The following is a 17,972-nucleotide window of genomic DNA, read 5'->3' on the forward strand; positions in this document are numbered from 1 at the left end:
CCGATTCCGAGATAGGACACAATCTGTCCTATCTCTCGGAAACCATGAGCGTATGACGGAACTGACGGTGCGCACCCTGAACCGGACCCTACTGCTGCGCCAGCACCTGACCGAGCGGGTGTCGATGCCCGCGGCAGACCTCATCCGGCATCTGGTGGCAGTGCAGGGGCAGGAACCCAACTGGCCCTACATCGGGTTGTGGGCGCGATTGCAGGAGTTCCGGCACGAGGACCTCCAGACACTGCTGGACGATCGAAGCGTGGTGCGCTCCACCATGATTCGCAAGACCGTTCACCTGGCGGCGGCCGAGGACTTCCGCTGGCTGCACCCCACCGTGAAGCCGTTCGTCGCGGCAGATCTCAAGGCCGCCTACTTCAAGGAAGCCCTCGGCATGGTGGATCTGGACAAGCTGGCCGCCATCGGCCGCGAACTCCTCGCCGGGCAGACGGTGAGCCGCCGAGAGCTGGGACGCCAACTCGGACAACGGTTCACGACGCCGTACCCGGGCCGACTGGCGCAAGGGCTGACGGCTCTGGTGCCGCTCGTCCACGATGCGAAGGCCGGTGCGTGGGGCGGGTGGCGCGGCCGCCAGGTCGGCGTCGCGCTGGCGGAGGATTGGATGGGCGCCCCGGTGGAGCCGAAGCCACAGCCGGAGACCATGATCCTGCGCTACCTGGCCGCCTTCGGACCGGCGAGCGTGCCGGATATGCAGAACTGGTCGGGCGTCACCCGGCTGGCCGAGGTGGTCGAACGCCTGCGGCCGGGCCTGCGCGTCTTCCGCGACGACACCGGACGCGAACTGTTCGACCTGCCGGATGCACCGATAGCCGACGCGGATCTCCCTGTGCCCGTGCGGTTCCTGCCCGCCTTCGACAATGTCGCCCTCGGCCACAACGACCGCCGCCGCGTGATCTCCGACGCCGACCGCGCCCGCATCACCAAGATCGCCTCAGCGGGCGTTCCCATGTACCTGGTGGACGGATTCGTCCACGGCAGATGGGATCTGGCGGGTTCCACGATCCACATCACCCCGTGGCACCCGCTGTCCGCCGCCGACGAAACAGCCGTCCTCGCCGAGGCCGAGCAGATGCTGCCCGCGATCCTTCCCGGCGAAGACGGCAAGGTCGTCATCGATCGAGTGTGATCGTTCGGTGCGTCGCGTGCGGGCGGCGTGGCCGAACCGTTCAGACCACCAGGGCGGTTCGCAGAGCTTCCAGCTCGTCCTCGGAAAGACCGTGGGCGAGCAGGAATTTCGCCGCGCCCCCGTGGTCGGCGTGCAGGTTCTCCAAGAAGCCGAGCATGACCTCACCGGTGATGGCGAGTACGCCGGTGTTCGCCGGAGGCAGACCCGCGTAGGAGGGCAGGGCGTCGAGCCGGTCCCGGACCCGCTGCATGCGCAGGTTGGTGAGCACGTAGTCGTCGGCGATATCCGCTGCCGGGACGCCCACCGCGTCCAGCAGGACCGCCGCGAGTACGCCGGTGCGGTCTTTGCCCGCGGCGCAATGGAACAGGACCGACCGGCGGGCCGGGTCGATGATCAGGCGGACCGCCTCGACGATGTGCTCGGAACTGCCCGCGAGCAACTGGCCGTACAGCTCGGTCAGGTCGACCCGGGTCTTGTCCGGCACCAGATCCCTTGCCGCCAAAGAGGATTGCGGCGACTTGCGGATCGGCAGGTTCGCGATGTGCACATCGGTGTCGGTGGTGACCCGGCCGTAGCCCTCGCGCTCGACCTCGTCGGGGAGCCGGAGATCGATGACCGTGCGCAGGCCGTGGGTCTCGACCAGCTTCGTGAGGTCCTCGCAGGTGGCCTGCTGAAGGGTGCTGGAGCGGTACACCACACCGAAACGCGTGAGGCCGCCGCCGTGGACGGGGAGTCCGCCCAGATCGCGGACGTTGTCGATCTGGGCGAACTCCACCCACCGCTCTCCCGCGACGGAGGGTGTTCGCAGGGGGGCGCGGGAGGCGGAATCTGTGGGGGCCACGGGGTCAGTGGGCACGGCCGGCCGCCGCCTCTTCGGCGCGGGTGAGGCCGCACAGTCCGATGAGGTCTTCGTGCAGTTCGAACCAGACCGTGTGATAGCTGTCCATGATGGGACGCGCCACGTAGGTGAGATCGCCGTCGCCGATGCGTTCCACCGCGCGGTCCAGGCGGCCCAAATAGCGGGCCAGCCGGGGGGCGATACCGCCGAGGCGGCCGATCAGCGGGCGCAGATTCTGGTGGGTGCCGGTGAGACGGGCCAGGACCGCGGCGTCGTATTCGGCGTCGGCGTGATCGTTGACGGTGGCCGGATCCTTCATCTGCCAATCGGTGATGATCACTTTGAGATCGGCGTTGTAGACACAGAATTCGTCATAGGCGGCCGTGATGGCGGCGTGATCCACGGTGTCGCGTTCGGCGGCCAGCAGCTGTTCCAGGCGCGGACGGCCCTCGGGGGTCAGGCGGAATCCGGCGGGGGTGGTGGCGCACAGGCCCGCGGTCACCAGATCCGCACAGCGGGAGGCGATTTCACTCACCTCGACGCTCAGGCTGGCGGCCAGGTTGTCGGCGTTCACCCGGCCCTTGATGCCGACCAGACGCAGCACCTCCAGTTCGGTGATCGGCGCGTTCACGGTGATCCCTTCCTGCGCGGCGCTTTCCGTCGCCGCACCGCGTTCCTCGAGGCGCACGGGCAGCTGATCGGCGTCGACCCCGGCCCAGTGCGCCAGGCGGCGGATATCGTCGAGCACGGCCACCTCGACCGGTTTGGCGGTGACCTCACCCGCCAGCACCAGGCCCGCACCGCCGTCGACGGTCACGGTCCGGCCGGTCAGGGCGTCGACGACACCCGGACCGCAGCCGACCACGCACGGGCGGCCGAGTTCGCGGCTCACCAGCGCGGCATGCGAGGTGGTGCCACCCAGTTCGGTGACGATGGCGCGGGCGGCGATCATGCCGTGCAGATCGTCGGGACTCGTGGTGGGGCGCACCAGGATCACGTCCTCCCCCGCCTCCGCACGGGCCTCCGCCTCGTCCGGATCGGTGACGACGACACCGGAAGCCAGTCCGGGACAGGCGGATTCGCCGCGGGTGAGTGGTTCCTGCCCGCCGGTGTCACCCGAGGCCGGACGCAATACCTCGCGGACCTGCTCGGCGGTGACCCGATCCAGCGCCTCGTCCGCGCCGATCAGTCCCTCGTCGACCATGGCGACGGCGGCCCGCACCGCGGCCCGCGCCGACCGCTTGGCGGCTCGGGACTGCAGCAGCCACAGGGTGCCGGATTCGACGGTGAACTCGACATCCTGGATATCGCGCCCATCGCGTTCCAGCAGCTGTGCGGCGGCGATGAGCCGCTCGTGCACGCCGGGCTGGGTGGCGGCCAGCTCGTCGAGCGGGCGCGGGGTCAGCCGGCCCGACACCACATCCTCGCCCTGACCGCCGACCAGCCACTCACCGTAGACGGGGCCGTCGCCGGTATTCGGGTTGCGACTGAAAAGCACACCCGTGCCGGACAATTCGTCGAGATTGCCGAACACCATGGCCTGCACGGTGACCGCGGTGCCGAGCGTATCGGGCACCCCGCGATTACGGCGATAGGTCTTGGCGCGTGCCGAATCCCAGGAGCGGAACACCGCTTCGATCGCGCCGCGCAGCTGATCCCACGGGTCCGCGGGCACCGGGCCGGTCGGGTCGCCGAGCACCGTCTCGCGGTACTGGTGTACGAAACGCTCACGAGTGTCGTTGGCGTACACCGGGTTCCGGGTCTCCTCGGCGAGCGCCCGCTGCACCGCCTCGGTCATGCCGAGATTGAGGACGGTGTCCATCATGCCCGGCATGCTGATGGCCGCGCCCGAGCGCACCGACACCAGCAGCGGCCGCCGCTCCGCGCCGAAGCCGCGCCCGGTGCCGCGCTCGATCATGGCGATCCCGGTGCGCACCTGCGCCCAGATCTCCTCGGCGATCGCGCCGCGCCGGGTGAAGTCGGCCCACGCGTCGGTGGTGATCACGAAGGCGGGCGGCACCGGCAGCCCGAGCGCCCGCATATGGTCGATGCTCCACGCCTTGCCGCCGATTCTGTCCCGCGACAGCCCGCAGGTGCCGTCGAGTTCGACGACGGTATCGGTTCGCAGCGCTTGCTCCGCTCCCGCGGTCATGTCACTCCTTCGATGTCGTGGAATTCGTCCGCCCGCACCCCTCGGGACCTGATATCGAGCGTGCCGGGTGACGGGGCACACGCCCAAGCGCCATCCCGATCAGCGGAACTGCCTAGTCGGCATATGACGGCGTGACACACCGGCGGCGGCGTGGCACGCCCGGTCAGCGGGATGGCACCGTAAAAACGGGCATCCCACACCGGGTCGTGCGGCAGGATGACGACATGGATCGGCGGCACGCGGCATCCATCGGCGGCATCTCCGGATCGGCTCCGATCTCGACGATTCCGGCCCTGGTGGCAGACCGGGCGCGGCGGTACCCCGACGCCGTCGCCGTCACCGGCCCCGAGGGGCGGCTCAGCTATGCCGAACTCGCCGAGCAGGTCGACGCCGTGACCCGCGCGGCCATCGCCTCCGGCCTCGAACCCGGCGACCGGGTCGGCATGTGGGCGCCCAACAGTCTGCGCTGGATCACCGCCGCCCTCGGCATGCTCGGCGCGGGCGCGACCCTGGTGCCGGTCAGCACCCGCTGGCGCGGACCCGAGACCGCGGAAGTGCTGGCGCGCGCCAAGGTTCGCTGCCTGTGCACCGTGCAGGAGTTCCTGGGCAACGACTATCCGGGCATGCTCGCCGAATCCGGCCGCCGGCTACCGGATCTCGAACATCTCGTACTGCTGGACGAAGCGCCCGGGGAAGCCACGCCGGAGTGGGACACCAGCTCCTGGGCCGGATTCCTGGCCCCCGGAACCACGGTGCCGGATGCCCAGGCGGCACAGCGGTTCGCCGCGGTCGAACCCGACGCCGTCTCCGACATCCTGTTCACCTCGGGCACCACGGGAGCGCCGAAAGGCGTACTGGCGACCCATCGTCAGACGCTGGAGGTGTTCGAGCGGTGGGCCGACGCGGTCACGCTGCGGCCTCGTGATCGGTATCTGCTGGTCAACCCGTTCTCGCACACCTTCGGATACAAGGCGGGCATCATCGCGTGCCTGCTGCGCACGGCCACCATGGTGCCGATCGAACGCTTCGACGTCGCATTGGCGCTGAAACTCATCGAGAACGAGCGCATCACCGTATTGGCTGGGCCACCAACTCTTTTCACTGATCTGCTGCGGGCCGACCACTCCGGATATCTGCTCGGCTCACTGCGGCTGGCGGGCACCGGCGGCACCACCATCCCCGCGGAGCTGGTGGACCGCATCCGCGAGGAGCTCGGCGTGCCCTACGTTTTCACCGCCTACGGTCTCACCGAGTCGGTCGGCGTGGTGTCCGTGTGCCCGCCCGAAGCGCCCGCCGAGCTGATCGCCGGAACGGTGGGAAAAGCGCTGCCGGACACCGAGATCCGCATCATCGACCGGGACGGGAACGCCGTCGCGGCCGGGGAACCCGGGGAGATCACCGTCAAAGGGCCCAATGTCATGCAGGGGTACCTGGACGATCCGGCGGCCACCGCCGCCGCCATCGACACCCGCGGATACCTGCACACCGGTGATATCGGCACCCTCGGGGCCGATGGCTACCTGCGCATCACCGATCGCCTCAAGGACATGTACATAGTCGGCGGCTTCAACGCCTACCCCGCCGAAATCGAACAGATCCTGTTGCAGCACCCCGATATTCACGAGGTGGCCGTGGTCGGCATCCCCGATCCCCGGCTGGGAGAGGTGGGCCGCGCGGTCGTCGTCCTCGCCGATCACGCCGCGCCCGACGCCACCGCCCTCATCGACTGGGCGCGCCCCCGCATGGCGGGCTACAAACTCCCCCGCGAGATCGTCTTCGCCGACGCGCTGCCCCGTAACCCGGGCGGCAAAGTCCTCAAAGACCAACTGCGCCGGGGCAACTGAATAATCGGTTTCCCTTCCCGCGCAGGGCTGTTAGCGTCATAGCCAGCATCGACGGCAACGACATGAAAGGGACGGCAATGCATCACTATTCGGCTTCAGCGCCATACGCGTCCCATCATCGAGTCGTCGAGGAATCCTAGCCCTGCGGGCAATTCCTCTCCCTCACACTGTTTTCCATGGACAGGTAGCTCCAATTGGCAGAGCGGCTGTCTTACACACAGTAGGTTGCGGGTTCGAATCCCTCCCGGTCCATCCCATGCTGGACGATGCCGAAGTGGTCGAGGCATCAGTTTGTGACACTGATCCAAGCGGGTTCGAGTCCCGTCGTTCAGCCCACGGGGGCGATGAGCCTGGTGGCTCACCCTGACTGTAAATCAGGCGCCTACGCGCAGGTGGGTTCGATCCCCACCGCCCCCACCAGACGCGCGGCCACCAGTGAGCGATGACAGGCCTGCGGATCGCGTTCTACGCAGAACAGGGCCGTCACCGTGTCGCTCGGTAGGTCGGCCAGCAGTGCGCCCGGGTCGAACGGGTCGAGGATCTCGCGGGTGTAGCGCTCGCGGTATTCCGGTGCCAGTGCGATGCGGTTGCGCTTGCCCACGCCCTGGCGGTCGTCCTCGCGGTATTGGAGTTGGCGTAATTCGGTGGTCGGGGCGAGTGCCTTGACGTGCCGGTAGGCGATGCCCGCCTCGGCGAGAGCCCGTTGCAGCCGTTGGGAATTCGCCCAGGAGTAGTCGGGTCCGCGGACGCCGCGGCGCTGGCGCAGGTCGAGCAGCAGTCCCACGCGGGCGGTGGCGAGCTGCTCGAGGAAGGTCTCGGCGGTGAAGCCGTAGACGCCGACTGTCGTGATTCGCTTCATCGCAGGTCGCGGTGGACGCGGGCGAACCGCGCCCACCGCTACTCCACTACGCCTGGAAAACCGGCTGGTCCAGGACCCACAGCCAGGAGCCGTCCGGCTGGCGGCGGGCGATCTCGACGGTCACGTCGCCGTTGGTCAGCGTGGCCGCTGTCAGGGCGAGATCCCCGCTCACCAGCGCCGGATGCAGACGGCCCGGCTCGAGTACCGGCGCGGCCGCGACGAACTGCTCGTACACCTTGCGGATCTCCGCGTGCCCGGTCGCCAGGTTGCCGGGCGGGAACGCCAGCACGGCGTCCGGCTCGTACAACGCCACCAGCCCGTCCACGTCACCCGCATTGGCGAGTTCGACGAAGTACTTGCCCAGGTCGTTCGGCTCGGTGGCCACTTTCTTGTTGGTCATACTGTAAGCCTGTCAATGAATCACGACATCCTGTGTCATGTATTCCGGAGAAAGATTTTCTTATGCGAGCTGACCGTCTGGTCTCGATGGTGCTGCTGCTGCGACAGCACGGTCAGCTGTCCGCGGCCGCCCTCGCCCGCGAGCTCGAGGTGTCCACGCGCACCGTCCTGCGCGATATCGAGGCGCTGTCCGCGGCCGGGGTGCCGGTGTACGCCGAACGCGGCCGGCACGGCGGATTCGCCCTGCTCCCCGGCTTCCGCACCGAACTCACCGGACTGAACCACGATGAGGCGCTGGCCCTGCTGGTCGCCGGATCACGGCGTGGCGCACAGACTTTCGGCCTCGCCCCGGCCCTGGCCTCGGCCATGCGCAAGGTGGTCGACGCACTCCCCGAAAGCTATCGGGCCACCGCCGCCGACGCGGCCGAGCGCCTGCTCATCGACCCGGAAACAGATCTGCTCGCCCGCCGCCTGACCCCCGAGGAGGTCCCCGACGCCGTCGCCGCGGAAGTCCGCCGGGCGGTCTTCGCCGGGCACAAACTCCGCATCCACTACGCCGCCGCCGACCAGCCCGCCCAGTGGCGCACGATCGACCCCATCGGCCTGGTCACCGCCCGCGGCCAGGCCTACCTGCTGGCCACGCGCTCCGGCGCCGACCGCACCTACCGGCTCTCCCGCATCCTCGCCGCCCAGGAACTCGACGAACCCGCCCAACGCCCCGACCGCGTCGACCTCGGCCGCGCCTGGCAGGAACGCAGCACCCGCTTCCGCACCGGCGGCGACCAGGTCACCGTCCGGCTGCGGCTGCACCCCAGCCGCCGCGGCGAGTTGGCCGGCACCGCCCTGGCCATCCTCACCGAGGAGCCCGACGCCGACGACTGGCTCATGCTGGAAGCCACCTTCCAGGATTCCCGCCACGCCGAATGGGCGCTGTGGCAATTGGCCACCCAGGCCGAAGCCCTTGCCCCCCAATGGCTCCGCACCGCCCTGCACGACCGTGCCACCGCCATGGCCGCCCGCTACCGCGCCGACGAGTGAAAGTTGGGATCGGTAGAGCGCCCTTCGCACCATCTACTTACCGCATGACATCTTCTCAACCGCACTCCACCGGCCTGGACAAGAAGACCAGCGCGATCCTGTCCTACGCCCTCGGCTGGCTCACCGGCATCGTCTTCCTCTTCCTGGGAAAACACGACCCCGACGTGAAATTCCATGCCGCACAATCGATCATCTTCTTCGGAGCGGTCTCCATCACCAATATCGCCCTGACCATCATCGGCTCACTCCTCGGCGCACTGGGCATCCTCTTCACCCTCGCCGGCCTGGCCCTGACCGTCTTCACCCTCGTCATCTGGATCATGGCCATGATCCAGGCGAACAACGCCGCCGGCGCCCGCACCGAACTCCCCGTAGTCGGAAAACTCACCGCCCCCTACGCCGACCGACTGGCCACCTCGGTCGCATAACCCGCACACCCATCCCAAAAACCAACGGCCCGAGCCCATCTCGGGCCGTTGCCGTTCACACGAATCAGCGAAACTATAGGTTTGTTCTATGCGTACGCAGATCTGAACCATGAAGACTGGCCATCGCAGGCGAGGCTCGGGGCCGTCGCAGTATCCGCACATGCCGAGGACAGCCCCGAAGGTCCCGCTGGACAGCGGGACCTCGCTGGTCAGCCCGCGTGAACCTTGATGGCGCAGAGCCGGTTTTCGACCTTCTGAACGACGATGGTGAGCCTCTGTAGGTTGAGCTCCGGGTCGTCATTCCCATAGAGAATGACTCTGGATGACACATCCGGGATGGGCAGTTGGAGAGTGCTTCCATCTGCACGGGTGACCGAGTTGGTCTCGAGATCGAAAGTCCCTCCGACGAGGTCCTGGTAGGTTGCGACATCCAGATTTGGCATACACAGATGTACACACGGTCTGTTGTGATTCGCGGCGAGATTCATTCCCGTACAACTCGAACGAGATCACTCCCACCGTGCGCTCATGCCGCTGATCGCACAAGAGGCGGGCGCCCGCCGTTGTCGGCAGGCGATGGTTCCGACTCAGCACCTCTGCGCCGGCGACGTCGCCGATGTCGGGTTATCTGATGTCTTTGGCTAACGTCTTGAGCGACGCGGCCGAACGGTCGGTGGCGGCCGGAGTGATTCGGCGGGGTTGGAGGGGTGGGGCGGATGGGGCAGATCCTGTTGTCGGCGTTGGTCGCGTTGACGGTGTCGATCACGTTGACACCGATGCTGATCAAACTGTTCGCTCGCCGAGGGCTCGGTCAGGAAATCCGGGCCGAGGTACCACAACACCAAAGGAAACGCGGCACCCCGACGATGGGCGGTATCGCGATCCTGATCGGTATCTGGGCCGGATATCTGGGCTCGCACCTGGTCGGGATCCGTTACGACGCACCGGGTGTAACGGCCTCCGGATTGCTGGTGCTGGGGTTGACCACCGCACTGGGCGTGGTCGGATTCCTCGATGACTTCATCAAGCTGTACAAGCGCCGCAATCTCGGATTGACCGCTGCCGGAAAGTATCTCGGCCAATTCGCCGCCGCTGTCGTATTCGGCGTGCTGGCGTTGCGGTTTCCCGACAGCACCGGGGTGACACCGGGCAGCCGGTATGTGTCCTTCGTTCGCGACTACACCACCGTCTCTGTCGGGGTCGTCGGATTCCTGCTGATCGTGTTGTTCCTGATCGCGGCCTGGTCCAACGCGGTGAACATCACCGACGGACTCGATGGGCTGGTGGCCGGATCTATGAGCTTCGCGCTGGGCGCTTACGTCATCATCACGTTCTGGCAATACACCAACGCCTGCGCCACCACCCCCGAGACCGGTTGCTACGACGTGCGCGACCCGCTCGACCTCGCGGTAGTCTGCGCTGCCGGAGTGGGGGCCTGCCTCGGATTCCTGTGGTGGAACGCAGCACCCGCCAAAATCATCATGGGCGACACCGGATCGCTGGCCTTGGGTGGATTGCTCGCCGGTCTGTCGATCACCACCCGAACCGAGTTGCTGATGGTCGTAGTCGGCGCCTTGTACTGCGCCGAGATCCTTTCGGTACTACTGCAAATCGTCGTGTTCCGCACCACTCGTAACCGGCTGTTCAAAATGGCACCGTTCCACCACCACTTCGAGCTCAGCGATTGGGCCGAAACCACCATTACCATCCGCTTCTGGCTACTCGGCGGAAGTTCCGCGGCGGTCGGGTTGATGCTGTTCTACGGCGAATACCTCGCCGCAGTCGGATGACCGACCCGCGCCGGATGGTACTTGGGTGCTGGTGAAGTTCGATTGAATGCCGCGGCGAGTGGGGGTGGCACGAATCAGCAGCGGGCCGGAATCGGAGTGTGCGGCGGAGGGCGGCCACGCCGAGGGACATGATGAGGATGGCCACCCACCAGCCGGGAGCGAACAGGCGCAGGAGCAGCGCCAGCAGGATTACCCCGGAACCGGTCAGACGTGGAGGGGTACCTCGCCGGAGTCGACCTTCCAGTATTTGCGGTTCAGCTGGGCTTTGCCGGTGCCCTCGGTGTAGGGGACGAGGACGGGCATGCCGTTGGTCGGCTTCAGCAGGACTGTCCAGGGTTCGCGCTGGCCGGTGCACTGGAGGGTGACGCCGGGCGGGGAGCTGGTGAGCTGGATGGTGCCACTGCCGCTGGTGCCGATCGATGCGGAGACGTCGAGGTAGCCGATGCCGCCGTCGCAGAAGTAGATGCCGGAGGCCCGCAGGCCCTCGGAGGTGGAGGTGAGCACCGCGTCGAGGGTGATGAACTCCGAATCGGGGTCGGCGCTCGCCGGGGGTGAACACAGTGTCAGGGCCGCGGCCCCGGCTACCGCGAACAGGGCGCATTTTTTCGCGAACACGGCCGCCTCCTGCACTATGCCGATCACGGAAATCGACCTTGATGGTAGTCAGGCGGAACCGTCGGCCGCATGGGTTTCGGGGGCTGTGATCGATTGTGGTGGCTGCCAGCCGCGCAGGGCGCGGCGGTTGGCGGCGCGGAACATCCTGATCAGAAGGGCGTTGGGGGTGGCGAGCATGATCGCGTCGCGGAGGGCTGCGGCGGTGGCCGAACCCGGGGAGGTCATGCGCGTTCCGTGGTGGGACAGCGCGCTCATGGTCGCCACGCGGCGGCGACGGGTGGCCGAGTAGCGGGCCGGATCGGGGGCGCAGGCGGCGAGGGTGACGGCGTCCTCGAGCGCCATGCCCGCGCCCTGGCCGAGGGTGGGGCGCATGGCGTGTGCGGCATCGCCGACGAGGACCACGCGGTCCTTCCAGAGTTGCTGCGGGACAGCGATTTCGAGTATCTCGTCGGTGACGATGCGGGCGGGGTCGGTGGCGGCGATGAGTTGCGGGAGCGGGTCCGGCCAGTCGGCGAAATGGTCCAGGGTCGCGAATCCGGGATGGGCGGCGGCGAAGACGTAGGTGCGGCCGCCGGACATCGGGATCACCCCGGCCTCGGCGTACCTGCCCATGATGACGCCCACCGGCGCGGGCGCGGGGGTGTCGAGGACCCATCGCCAGGCGGTGATGCCCGTGCGTCGCACCGGGCTCTCGCCGGGCCACAATTGCTCGCGAACCACGCTGTGGACCCCGTCGGCTCCGACGACGAGATCGAATCGTTCGGTGCCGGAGTCGGTTTCGATGACGCCGTCGGCGTGCACGGCGGTCACCCGGGTACCGGAGCGGACGCACTGCTCGGGTACCGCGGCGGCGAGGATTTCGATCAGGTCCGCGCGATGCAGCGTCACCAGACCGCCGACGAAATCGCTGACCTGGCCATCGATCAGCACGCGCCCACGGTGATTCCGGGCGAAGCCGGGCCGATCCGGGATGGCCGCCGCCCGCACGGTATCGCCGAGGCCCAGGACATCCAGTGCGGTCAAGGCATTGGCCGCGAGCGTGATTCCCGCGCCGACCTCGGTGAACACCGGAGACCGCTCGTATACGGTGACGTCCCACCCCGCGGCGCGCAGTGCGATCGTGGTCGCGAGACCGCCGATACCGCCCCCGACGACACCGGCCCGGCCTACAGGTTCACCCATGATTCCCCCTCGATGTGCTCCTTCCTCGGATCGTAAGCACCGATCCCCCGCGCGGTCCATAAGGTCCACATCACTCCGGTCGCATGAGATCTCCACTCCCGCCGGAAGACTCGATGCGGCAGAATCCCGCCGTGACCCTCACCCTCGCCGACCTCGTCGGCTACACCGATCGTGACCTGGACGCCGACCTGGCGCGCTGGTTCTCCGATGCCGCACCGATCGAGGTGCCCGCTGAAACTCGTCCCGTGGCACCGTTCCTCGCCCGCCTCGCGCCCGAGCACGCGGACGCGCTGGCGGCTCTCGACCGCCGGGTGCGATCCGACCGGATGCCGCAGTTCCTGGATGTCTTCGACTGGTCCTACGCCTTCGACTTCGCCGGAAACGACTGCGGTATACGCGATTCCGACTACGAGACCGAACTCACCGACGACGACGTGTACTCGATCGGCGCGGACGGCGGCGGGAATCTGTACGTGGTGCTCACCAATGGTCAAGTGGCCGTGTGGTTCCACGAGGAGGAGGTCGTCGAGGAGGGCACCCGGTTCGACAACCTCGACGTGTTCCTGTGGTCGTTCGTCCGCTACCGGGCGGTCCGCGCCGGCAGGCTGGCACTCGCCGAGGTCGAGGCGGATTTTCTGGCGCTGGGGCAGGACGGCGCACTGGAGCCGGACCTCGGCCTGCTGCGCTACATGAAGTAGCGGTTATTCGATCGCCTTGACGGTCAACAGCAATGCCGCGATGACGCCGACGACGACTATCAGGCCGTAGTGCCCATCGGACTTGGCGTAGTCATAGGTCGAGGCAGCGATGAGGATCGCAGCCAGGAGAACAAAAAGGCGCTTCACCACCGGCTCCCGCACAGTCGCTCTCACCGTAGGAGATACGACTTCCCGTGGACCACAGCCGGATCGGTCAGGGACAGTGCAACGGCGACGCGGTGGCAGCGGAATCCCGGGGCCGGTACGACCCCGGGACGAACCGCTGCCTCACGCCGCGTCGAGGGCCGCGCCGATTTTGCGCGCCATCTCCGAGACCGCGGGGGTGGGCTGCCCCTGCACGGCGGCATCCACCGCGACGCGCACCGTGTTGCGGAAATTCTCCGCCTCCGCCGGATCCTGCTCCGCCAGCACGGCCACCGCGGCGGTCAGACTCGGCAGCACCTGATCGGCGAGCTCCGCGACGGTCTTGCCCTCCAGGTGGATGTCCTTGGACTTGGCCGCCAGCACATGGCCGACCGCACCGGTCGCCGACATCAGCGCCCGCGAGCCGTTCGTGATGCCCTTGTGCGATGCGCCGGCCGCGGCCAGCAGCGATACCGCGCCGTAGGCGGCGGTGCGGACGGTGGACTTGGCCTGGTCGGTCAGCGTGCTGGTCATGGTGTGTACTCCTTTGAACCCGTGCGGATTTCGATCGGCCCCGCTGCTCGGGGCCGCTCGATCTGTTCGATGTACACACTGTCGCCGCCGCGACTGACACCGCCCTGACGCGCGGCTGACACGTTCGCTGACACGGCTGGGTCAGCGGGCAGGCCAGAACTCCTTCAGCCGGGCAGCGGCTTCGGCGGATTGCCGGACGCCGGCCTCGTAGGCGGGGAGCAGGGCCGCGGCGCCGAAGAGGTCGGGGCCGAAGGCGGTGATGGCGGCGGGGTCGGGGACAACCGATATCTCGGTGGCGGAACCCAGGTCACGGTCGGTGCGGGCGCGCGGGAACATATGCGCCAACGGTTCGAGAATGAGGACGAGGTCGGCGGGCAGAGCCAGGTCGGCGTTGATGGACGACCGGATGCCGCCGTCGATATAGGGGACGCCGTTGATGGGGATGGGCGGGAAGACACCGGGGACGCACGTGCTGGAGGCCAGGGCATCGGCCAGGGATACGCCGGAATCCTTTGTCCAGGGCTGGAATTCACCGGTGGTGGCATTGACGGCGGTGACGACGAGATCGCCGGCGGGCCAGTCGGAGACGCCCGCCAGGGCGGACATCCGGGCCACATGCACTGCGGGAGCACCGGTTTCGGCCTTCAGGGCGAGTTCGCCGATCTTGCGGCGCACCTCGGCCGGATCCTGGCCCCGGTTCTGCACCATGACCGTGAAGATATTGCCGAGCACGGCGGGATCGGCATGTACGGGCGGCGCGTCCGGAGCGGGCGGGCGCAGCAGCGACGCCGGGTCGCCACCCGCCGCGAGAACCGTGCCGACGATCGCGCCCGCCGAGGTGCCGACAATGCGGTCGGCGAGAGCCAGGTCGATGCCCGCATCGCGGAACCCGACGGCCAGACCGGTCAACCAGGCGATACCCACCGGACCACCTCCGCCCAGGACTAGCGCGATACGGGTTCCGTTGGGCGACACCGGGTCAGACATGACTGCCAGGGTAATCGGGCGCGACTGACGAGCGGGCGAGAACACCGACGGCCAGAGCGGCAGTCACTTCCGACGCCGCCGACAGCCCGCGGTGATGTCCGGAAGCCGCCGGACATGGCGAAACCCGGCCGGTCTACTGGGAACTCGGCGCCGATCATCGAAATCCCGATCCTGGAAGGGGATATACGTGTCCACCACCGTGGAACAACTGCCGCCACCTACCGATTCGGCATCCGCCGAGCGGTGGGGTGCGGTCTGGTGTCTGTCGCTGGGGATCTTCGTGATCGTCACCGCCGAGATCCTGCCGATCGGGCTGCTGCCGGAGATCGGCGCTGAATTCGGGGTGTCCCACGGCACCACCGGATTGCTGATGACGCTGCCCGGCATCCTCGCGGCGGTCAGCGCGCCGCTGGTCACGATCGCCACGAGCCGGGTCGATCGGCGAATCATGCTGGTGGCCTTGCTGATCACGCTGGTAGTGGCCAATCTGATGTGTGCGTCGGCGCCCGCGTTCTGGGTGCTGCTGGGTGGGCGGGCCCTGCTGGGTGTGGTCATCGGCGGGTTCTGGTCGATCGGGGCGGGATTGTCGCCGCGGCTGGTGCGCAGCGCGGCAACGGCGAAGGCGACCGCGGTGATCTTCGCGGCCGTGCCCGCCGGATCCGTGATCGGGGTGCCCGCGGGCACCGAACTCGGACGCCTCGCCGGATGGCGGTGGTCGTTCGTGGTGCTCGGTGTGGGGACGGCGCTCGTGGCGGGCGCGCTCGCGTACACGCTGCCCCGGCTGCCCGCGATCCGGATCACCAGTGGCGCAGTACTTCTCACGCTGCTGCGGAAACGCGGGACCGGTGTACACGCTGGGCTGCTGGTGACGGCGATGATCGTCATCGCGCATTTCGGCGCGTACACCTACGTGACACCGTTCCTGCGAGAGACCACCGGGGTCGGCGAGCAGACCGTCAGCGTCTACCTGCTGCTCTACGGCGTGGCAGGGATCGCGGGCACCGCGGTCGCGGGCCGGACTCTCGCCCGTGGACCGCGCGCCACCTTCACCGCGGCCGCCGCACTGATCGCCACCACGACGCTGCTGCTCCCCGTCCTCGGGCAGCAGGCGTTCGCCGTGGTGGCGGCGCTCCTGGTGTGGGGCCTGGCCTACGGGATGGTCCCGGCCTGCTCGCAGACCTGGTTCGCGCGCTCCGCACCGCAGCATCCTGAGGCCGCCACGGTGCTGTTCACCAGTTCGTTCCAGTTCACGCTGGCGGCGGGGGCGCTCCTGGGCGGACTGGTGGTGGACGCAAGCTCCACCGCAACGGTCATGGCGTGCGCGGGGGCGCTCGCGATACTGACCGCGGGTGCGGCGTGGGCACTGGGCAGTCCCGCGCGGTGGCGGAGTTCCGGAACGGACTAACCCGTCAGCACCGGCCCGTCCGCCCACCGGTACAGGTGGGCGATGGCGGGTTCGACGATCGAGCCGGGGATCTCGGGGTCGAACCAGCGGTCCACGTGGGTCCAGTGGTAGGGGTGCAGCAGGTAGTCGCCGTTCAAACCGTCCGGGCTCTCGAACTCCTGCTCCCACACATGAGTCCAACGACTGTCACCCGAAACGCGGCTCAGTGACCAGGATTTGATGGCGGGGATGTGGGAGGCCATGGCCATGAGGTCGGATTCGAAGCGTTCCAGGACATCGGCCGCGGTGCCGGGGCGGACGGTCAGGAGCAGGGTGCGCTTGATCCGCCGGTCGGCCGCACACGGGGCGACGTGTGCGGCGACCGGCGTCAGCGGGATCGCCTCGGCACCCGCACCCGCACCCGCACCCGCACCCGCACCCGCACCCGCACCGAAGAGTGCCGGAAGCGCTTGCGCCGGGCTTATTTCGGCCCTCAGGTCCCACACCGCGCCCAGCCCGCCCTGACTACCGGGTAGGTCGGCTCCGCCCGAGCAGTGCTCGACGCCGGGCCGGGTAGCAGCGGCCCGCGAAAGCTCGGCCATGGCGGCATCGAGGGCAGCCGCCTCGGTATCCCCCGGATCTACTGTTGGAGAATGGGCTTCGAGTGGTGCGCTCAGGATCACCCAGCGGCTCATCGGTCCTCCTCCAGCGCCAGGACGTCGCGCTGCCGGTGCAGGGCGATGGCGTCGGTATCAGCCCAGAAGCGGGCGACGGCGGGGTCGGCGGCCGCCGCGCCGCGCATGCCGTAGAACTCGTAGATTCCGGCGAGTTCCCAGGTGATGTGCAGCTCAACGGAATCCGGGTCGTGATGGCTGCGCCAGACGTGCGGGTCGCGCAGGCCGCGGGCGGTCGCGCCGGGAACGTAGTCGGTGCGCCAGCTTTCGAGCCAGGTGTCGACGCGGTGGACGGGCAGGACCACGCGGTCGACCACGCGGACGGGGTGCACGGTCGGGGTGCTCACAGTTTCGCCACCACCTCGTTGCGGTAGCGGTCCACATAGCCCGCCAGGGATTCGACGCCGTGGAGGAGGGATTCCGGGCCGAACATGGGTGGGGTCAGCACGATTCGCGATGCTCCGGCCTCGGTGTAGCCGCGCACGAAGTCGGGTTCGAACTCGCGGGTGAAGTCGCAGGAGCCGGGCCAGATCGTCATCTCCACGGCGTCCTCGGAACGGCCTGCGGCAGTGGCGTATTCGCGGATCCGGTCCGCGCCCCGGGCGAAATCCTCCGGGGTGATCGTGTACGGGAACCAGCCGTCACCCACGCGCCCGGCGCGCCGCACCGCCGGAGCACTGTTGCCGCCCAGCACAATCGGGATCGATCGCGGCGGTTGCGGCAGGCAGAACTGTCTTTCGAAGGCCACATGCCTGCCCGAATAGCTCGCGGGCGATTCCGTCCACAGCGCCCGCATCGCGCCGATGCAGTCGTCCAGCCGTCCGCCACGATCCTCGAACGGCACGCCGACGGCCGCGTATTCCTCCTTCTGCCAGCCGATTCCGAGTCCGAGCAGCAGCCGGCCACCGGATTGGATGTCGAGGGTGGCCGCCCGCTTGGCCAGCACCACGGGGCTGTGCAGCGGGGCCACCACCATCGCCGTGCCGAGTGTCAGCGAGGTCGACGCCCCCGCCAGGAAGGCCAGCGTCTCCAGGGGATCGGTCATCGGCACCCCGAGGTCCCCGCCCGGCATCTTCCCGTCCGGCGAGTACGGGTACAGCGGTTCGTAATCCTGGGCCACCACAACGTGTTCCACGGTCCAGATCGATTCCAGGCCGCAGTCCTCCGCGGCCGCCGCGAATTCGCGCAGGAACGCACCCGAGGTCACCAGACCGTCGAGATATGGCATCAGCATGCCGAGGCGCATCGCGCCACCTCCAACC

General features: G+C 68.2%; 20 protein-coding genes and 3 tRNA genes. 10 read left to right on the forward strand and 13 right to left on the reverse strand.

The window, feature by feature from the left end:
* Positions 1-52: 52 nt before the first annotated feature.
* Positions 53-1,144 carry a winged helix DNA-binding domain-containing protein gene (locus JK358_RS29185; RefSeq protein WP_201953953.1) on the forward strand — a complete coding sequence of 364 codons (1,092 nt, stop codon included), beginning with the start codon at positions 53-55 and terminating at the stop codon, positions 1,142-1,144.
* A gap of 40 nt (positions 1,145-1,184) precedes the next feature.
* Here the strand turns inward: JK358_RS29185 and JK358_RS29190 are convergent, their stop codons facing one another.
* Entirely contained in the window at positions 1,185-1,919 is a 735-nt protein-coding gene (locus JK358_RS29190) for a tyrosine-protein phosphatase (RefSeq protein ID WP_201953956.1), read from the reverse strand.
* A 70-nt stretch (positions 1,920-1,989) separates the two neighbouring features.
* Complete coding sequence (locus JK358_RS29195) at positions 1,990-4,134, reverse strand: pyruvate, phosphate dikinase (protein WP_201953959.1); 2,145 nt, start codon at positions 4,132-4,134, stop codon at positions 1,990-1,992.
* A gap of 224 nt (positions 4,135-4,358) precedes the next feature.
* Between JK358_RS29195 and JK358_RS29200 the strand changes: the two genes are divergently transcribed.
* The 4 genes from JK358_RS29200 to JK358_RS29215 all read left to right on the forward strand — a co-directional run bounded on the left by JK358_RS29200 (position 4,359) and on the right by JK358_RS29215 (position 6,398).
* On the forward strand, positions 4,359-5,978 hold the full coding sequence (locus tag JK358_RS29200) for a FadD3 family acyl-CoA ligase (RefSeq protein WP_201953962.1): 1,620 nt from the start codon (positions 4,359-4,361) through the stop codon (positions 5,976-5,978).
* Between the two features lie 178 nt (positions 5,979-6,156).
* Positions 6,157-6,230, forward strand: a tRNA-Val gene (locus JK358_RS29205).
* A 7-nt stretch (positions 6,231-6,237) separates the two neighbouring features.
* Positions 6,238-6,314: transfer RNA gene (locus tag JK358_RS29210), tRNA-His, on the forward strand.
* Position 6,315: 1 nt separating this feature from the next.
* A tRNA-Tyr gene (locus JK358_RS29215) sits at positions 6,316-6,398 on the forward strand.
* Here JK358_RS29215 and JK358_RS29220 read toward each other — a convergent pair.
* Both JK358_RS29220 and JK358_RS29225 read right to left on the reverse strand, forming a co-directional pair.
* Positions 6,361-6,837 carry a DUF488 domain-containing protein gene (locus tag JK358_RS29220; protein WP_201953965.1) on the reverse strand — a complete coding sequence of 159 codons (477 nt, stop codon included), beginning with the start codon at positions 6,835-6,837 and terminating at the stop codon, positions 6,361-6,363. The two genes, JK358_RS29215 and JK358_RS29220, sit on opposite strands and share 38 nt — an antisense overlap.
* A 46-nt stretch (positions 6,838-6,883) precedes the next feature.
* The gene (locus tag JK358_RS29225) at positions 6,884-7,237 is read right to left on the reverse strand and encodes a YybH family protein (protein ID WP_201953970.1); all 354 of its coding nucleotides are present in this window, start codon (positions 7,235-7,237) and stop codon (positions 6,884-6,886) included.
* 62 nt (positions 7,238-7,299) lie between these two features.
* Here JK358_RS29225 and JK358_RS29230 point away from each other — a divergent pair, with 62 nt between their 5' ends.
* Both JK358_RS29230 and JK358_RS29235 read left to right on the forward strand, forming a co-directional pair.
* The gene (locus JK358_RS29230; protein ID WP_201953974.1) at positions 7,300-8,274 is read left to right on the forward strand and encodes a helix-turn-helix transcriptional regulator; all 975 of its coding nucleotides are present in this window, start codon (positions 7,300-7,302) and stop codon (positions 8,272-8,274) included.
* 44 nt (positions 8,275-8,318) lie between these two features.
* The gene (locus tag JK358_RS29235; protein WP_201953976.1) at positions 8,319-8,702 is read left to right on the forward strand and encodes a DUF4870 domain-containing protein; all 384 of its coding nucleotides are present in this window, start codon (positions 8,319-8,321) and stop codon (positions 8,700-8,702) included.
* Positions 8,703-8,911: 209 nt separating this feature from the next.
* Here JK358_RS29235 and JK358_RS29240 read toward each other — a convergent pair whose 3' ends face one another.
* On the reverse strand, positions 8,912-9,145 hold the full coding sequence (locus JK358_RS29240) for a hypothetical protein (RefSeq protein ID WP_201953978.1): 234 nt from the start codon (positions 9,143-9,145) through the stop codon (positions 8,912-8,914).
* 273 nt (positions 9,146-9,418) lie between these two features.
* Here JK358_RS29240 and mraY point away from each other — a divergent pair, with 273 nt between their 5' ends.
* Positions 9,419-10,492: a phospho-N-acetylmuramoyl-pentapeptide-transferase gene (gene mraY / locus JK358_RS29245; protein ID WP_201953980.1), complete on the forward strand. Its 1,074-nt coding sequence runs from the start codon at positions 9,419-9,421 to the stop codon at positions 10,490-10,492.
* A gap of 204 nt (positions 10,493-10,696) precedes the next feature.
* Here mraY and JK358_RS29250 read toward each other — a convergent pair whose 3' ends face one another.
* Positions 10,697-11,134, reverse strand: coding sequence for a hypothetical protein (locus tag JK358_RS29250; RefSeq protein WP_201953981.1), 438 nt, complete (start codon positions 11,132-11,134; stop codon positions 10,697-10,699).
* Positions 11,135-11,155: 21 nt separating this feature from the next.
* Entirely contained in the window at positions 11,156-12,289 is a 1,134-nt protein-coding gene (locus tag JK358_RS29255; RefSeq protein WP_201953985.1) for an FAD-dependent monooxygenase, read from the reverse strand.
* A gap of 113 nt (positions 12,290-12,402) precedes the next feature.
* Between JK358_RS29255 and JK358_RS29260 the strand changes: the two genes are divergently transcribed.
* Positions 12,403-12,987, forward strand: coding sequence for a hypothetical protein (locus JK358_RS29260; RefSeq protein ID WP_232852095.1), 585 nt, complete (start codon positions 12,403-12,405; stop codon positions 12,985-12,987).
* Positions 12,988-12,990: 3 nt separating this feature from the next.
* On the opposite strand, the gene JK358_RS29265 is transcribed toward JK358_RS29260, so the two are convergent.
* The 3 genes from JK358_RS29265 to JK358_RS29275 all read right to left on the reverse strand — a co-directional run bounded on the left by JK358_RS29265 (position 12,991) and on the right by JK358_RS29275 (position 14,652).
* The gene (locus JK358_RS29265; protein ID WP_201953988.1) at positions 12,991-13,149 is read right to left on the reverse strand and encodes a hypothetical protein; all 159 of its coding nucleotides are present in this window, start codon (positions 13,147-13,149) and stop codon (positions 12,991-12,993) included.
* A gap of 126 nt (positions 13,150-13,275) precedes the next feature.
* Positions 13,276-13,665: a hypothetical protein gene (locus tag JK358_RS29270; RefSeq protein WP_201953991.1), complete on the reverse strand. Its 390-nt coding sequence runs from the start codon at positions 13,663-13,665 to the stop codon at positions 13,276-13,278.
* Positions 13,666-13,806: 141 nt separating this feature from the next.
* Entirely contained in the window at positions 13,807-14,652 is an 846-nt protein-coding gene (locus JK358_RS29275; protein ID WP_201953994.1) for a patatin-like phospholipase family protein, read from the reverse strand.
* Between the two features lie 187 nt (positions 14,653-14,839).
* Here JK358_RS29275 and JK358_RS29280 point away from each other — a divergent pair, with 187 nt between their 5' ends.
* Positions 14,840-16,057 (forward strand): MFS transporter, encoded by a 1,218-nt coding sequence (locus JK358_RS29280; RefSeq protein WP_201953997.1) that lies wholly within the window; start codon positions 14,840-14,842, stop codon positions 16,055-16,057.
* On the opposite strand, the gene JK358_RS39520 is transcribed toward JK358_RS29280, so the two are convergent.
* From JK358_RS39520 to JK358_RS29295, 3 genes are read right to left on the reverse strand one after another with little or no spacing between them, the layout of a single operon-like run.
* Positions 16,054-16,731, reverse strand: a complete 678-nt coding sequence (locus JK358_RS39520; protein ID WP_232852097.1) for a Dabb family protein — start codon at positions 16,729-16,731, stop codon at positions 16,054-16,056. The two genes, JK358_RS29280 and JK358_RS39520, sit on opposite strands and share 4 nt — an antisense overlap.
* Positions 16,728-17,057, reverse strand: a complete 330-nt coding sequence (locus JK358_RS29290; RefSeq protein ID WP_201954000.1) for a hypothetical protein — start codon at positions 17,055-17,057, stop codon at positions 16,728-16,730. Before JK358_RS29290 ends, JK358_RS39520 begins: the two co-directional genes overlap by 4 nt.
* Positions 17,054-17,956 (reverse strand): LLM class F420-dependent oxidoreductase, encoded by a 903-nt coding sequence (locus JK358_RS29295; protein WP_201954003.1) that lies wholly within the window; start codon positions 17,954-17,956, stop codon positions 17,054-17,056. Before JK358_RS29295 ends, JK358_RS29290 begins: the two co-directional genes overlap by 4 nt.
* Between the last annotated feature and the right edge of the window lie 16 nt (positions 17,957-17,972).

The organism is Nocardia acididurans (genome assembly GCF_016741815.1).
GTDB classification, from domain to species: Bacteria; Actinomycetota; Actinomycetes; order Mycobacteriales; family Mycobacteriaceae; genus Nocardia; species Nocardia acididurans.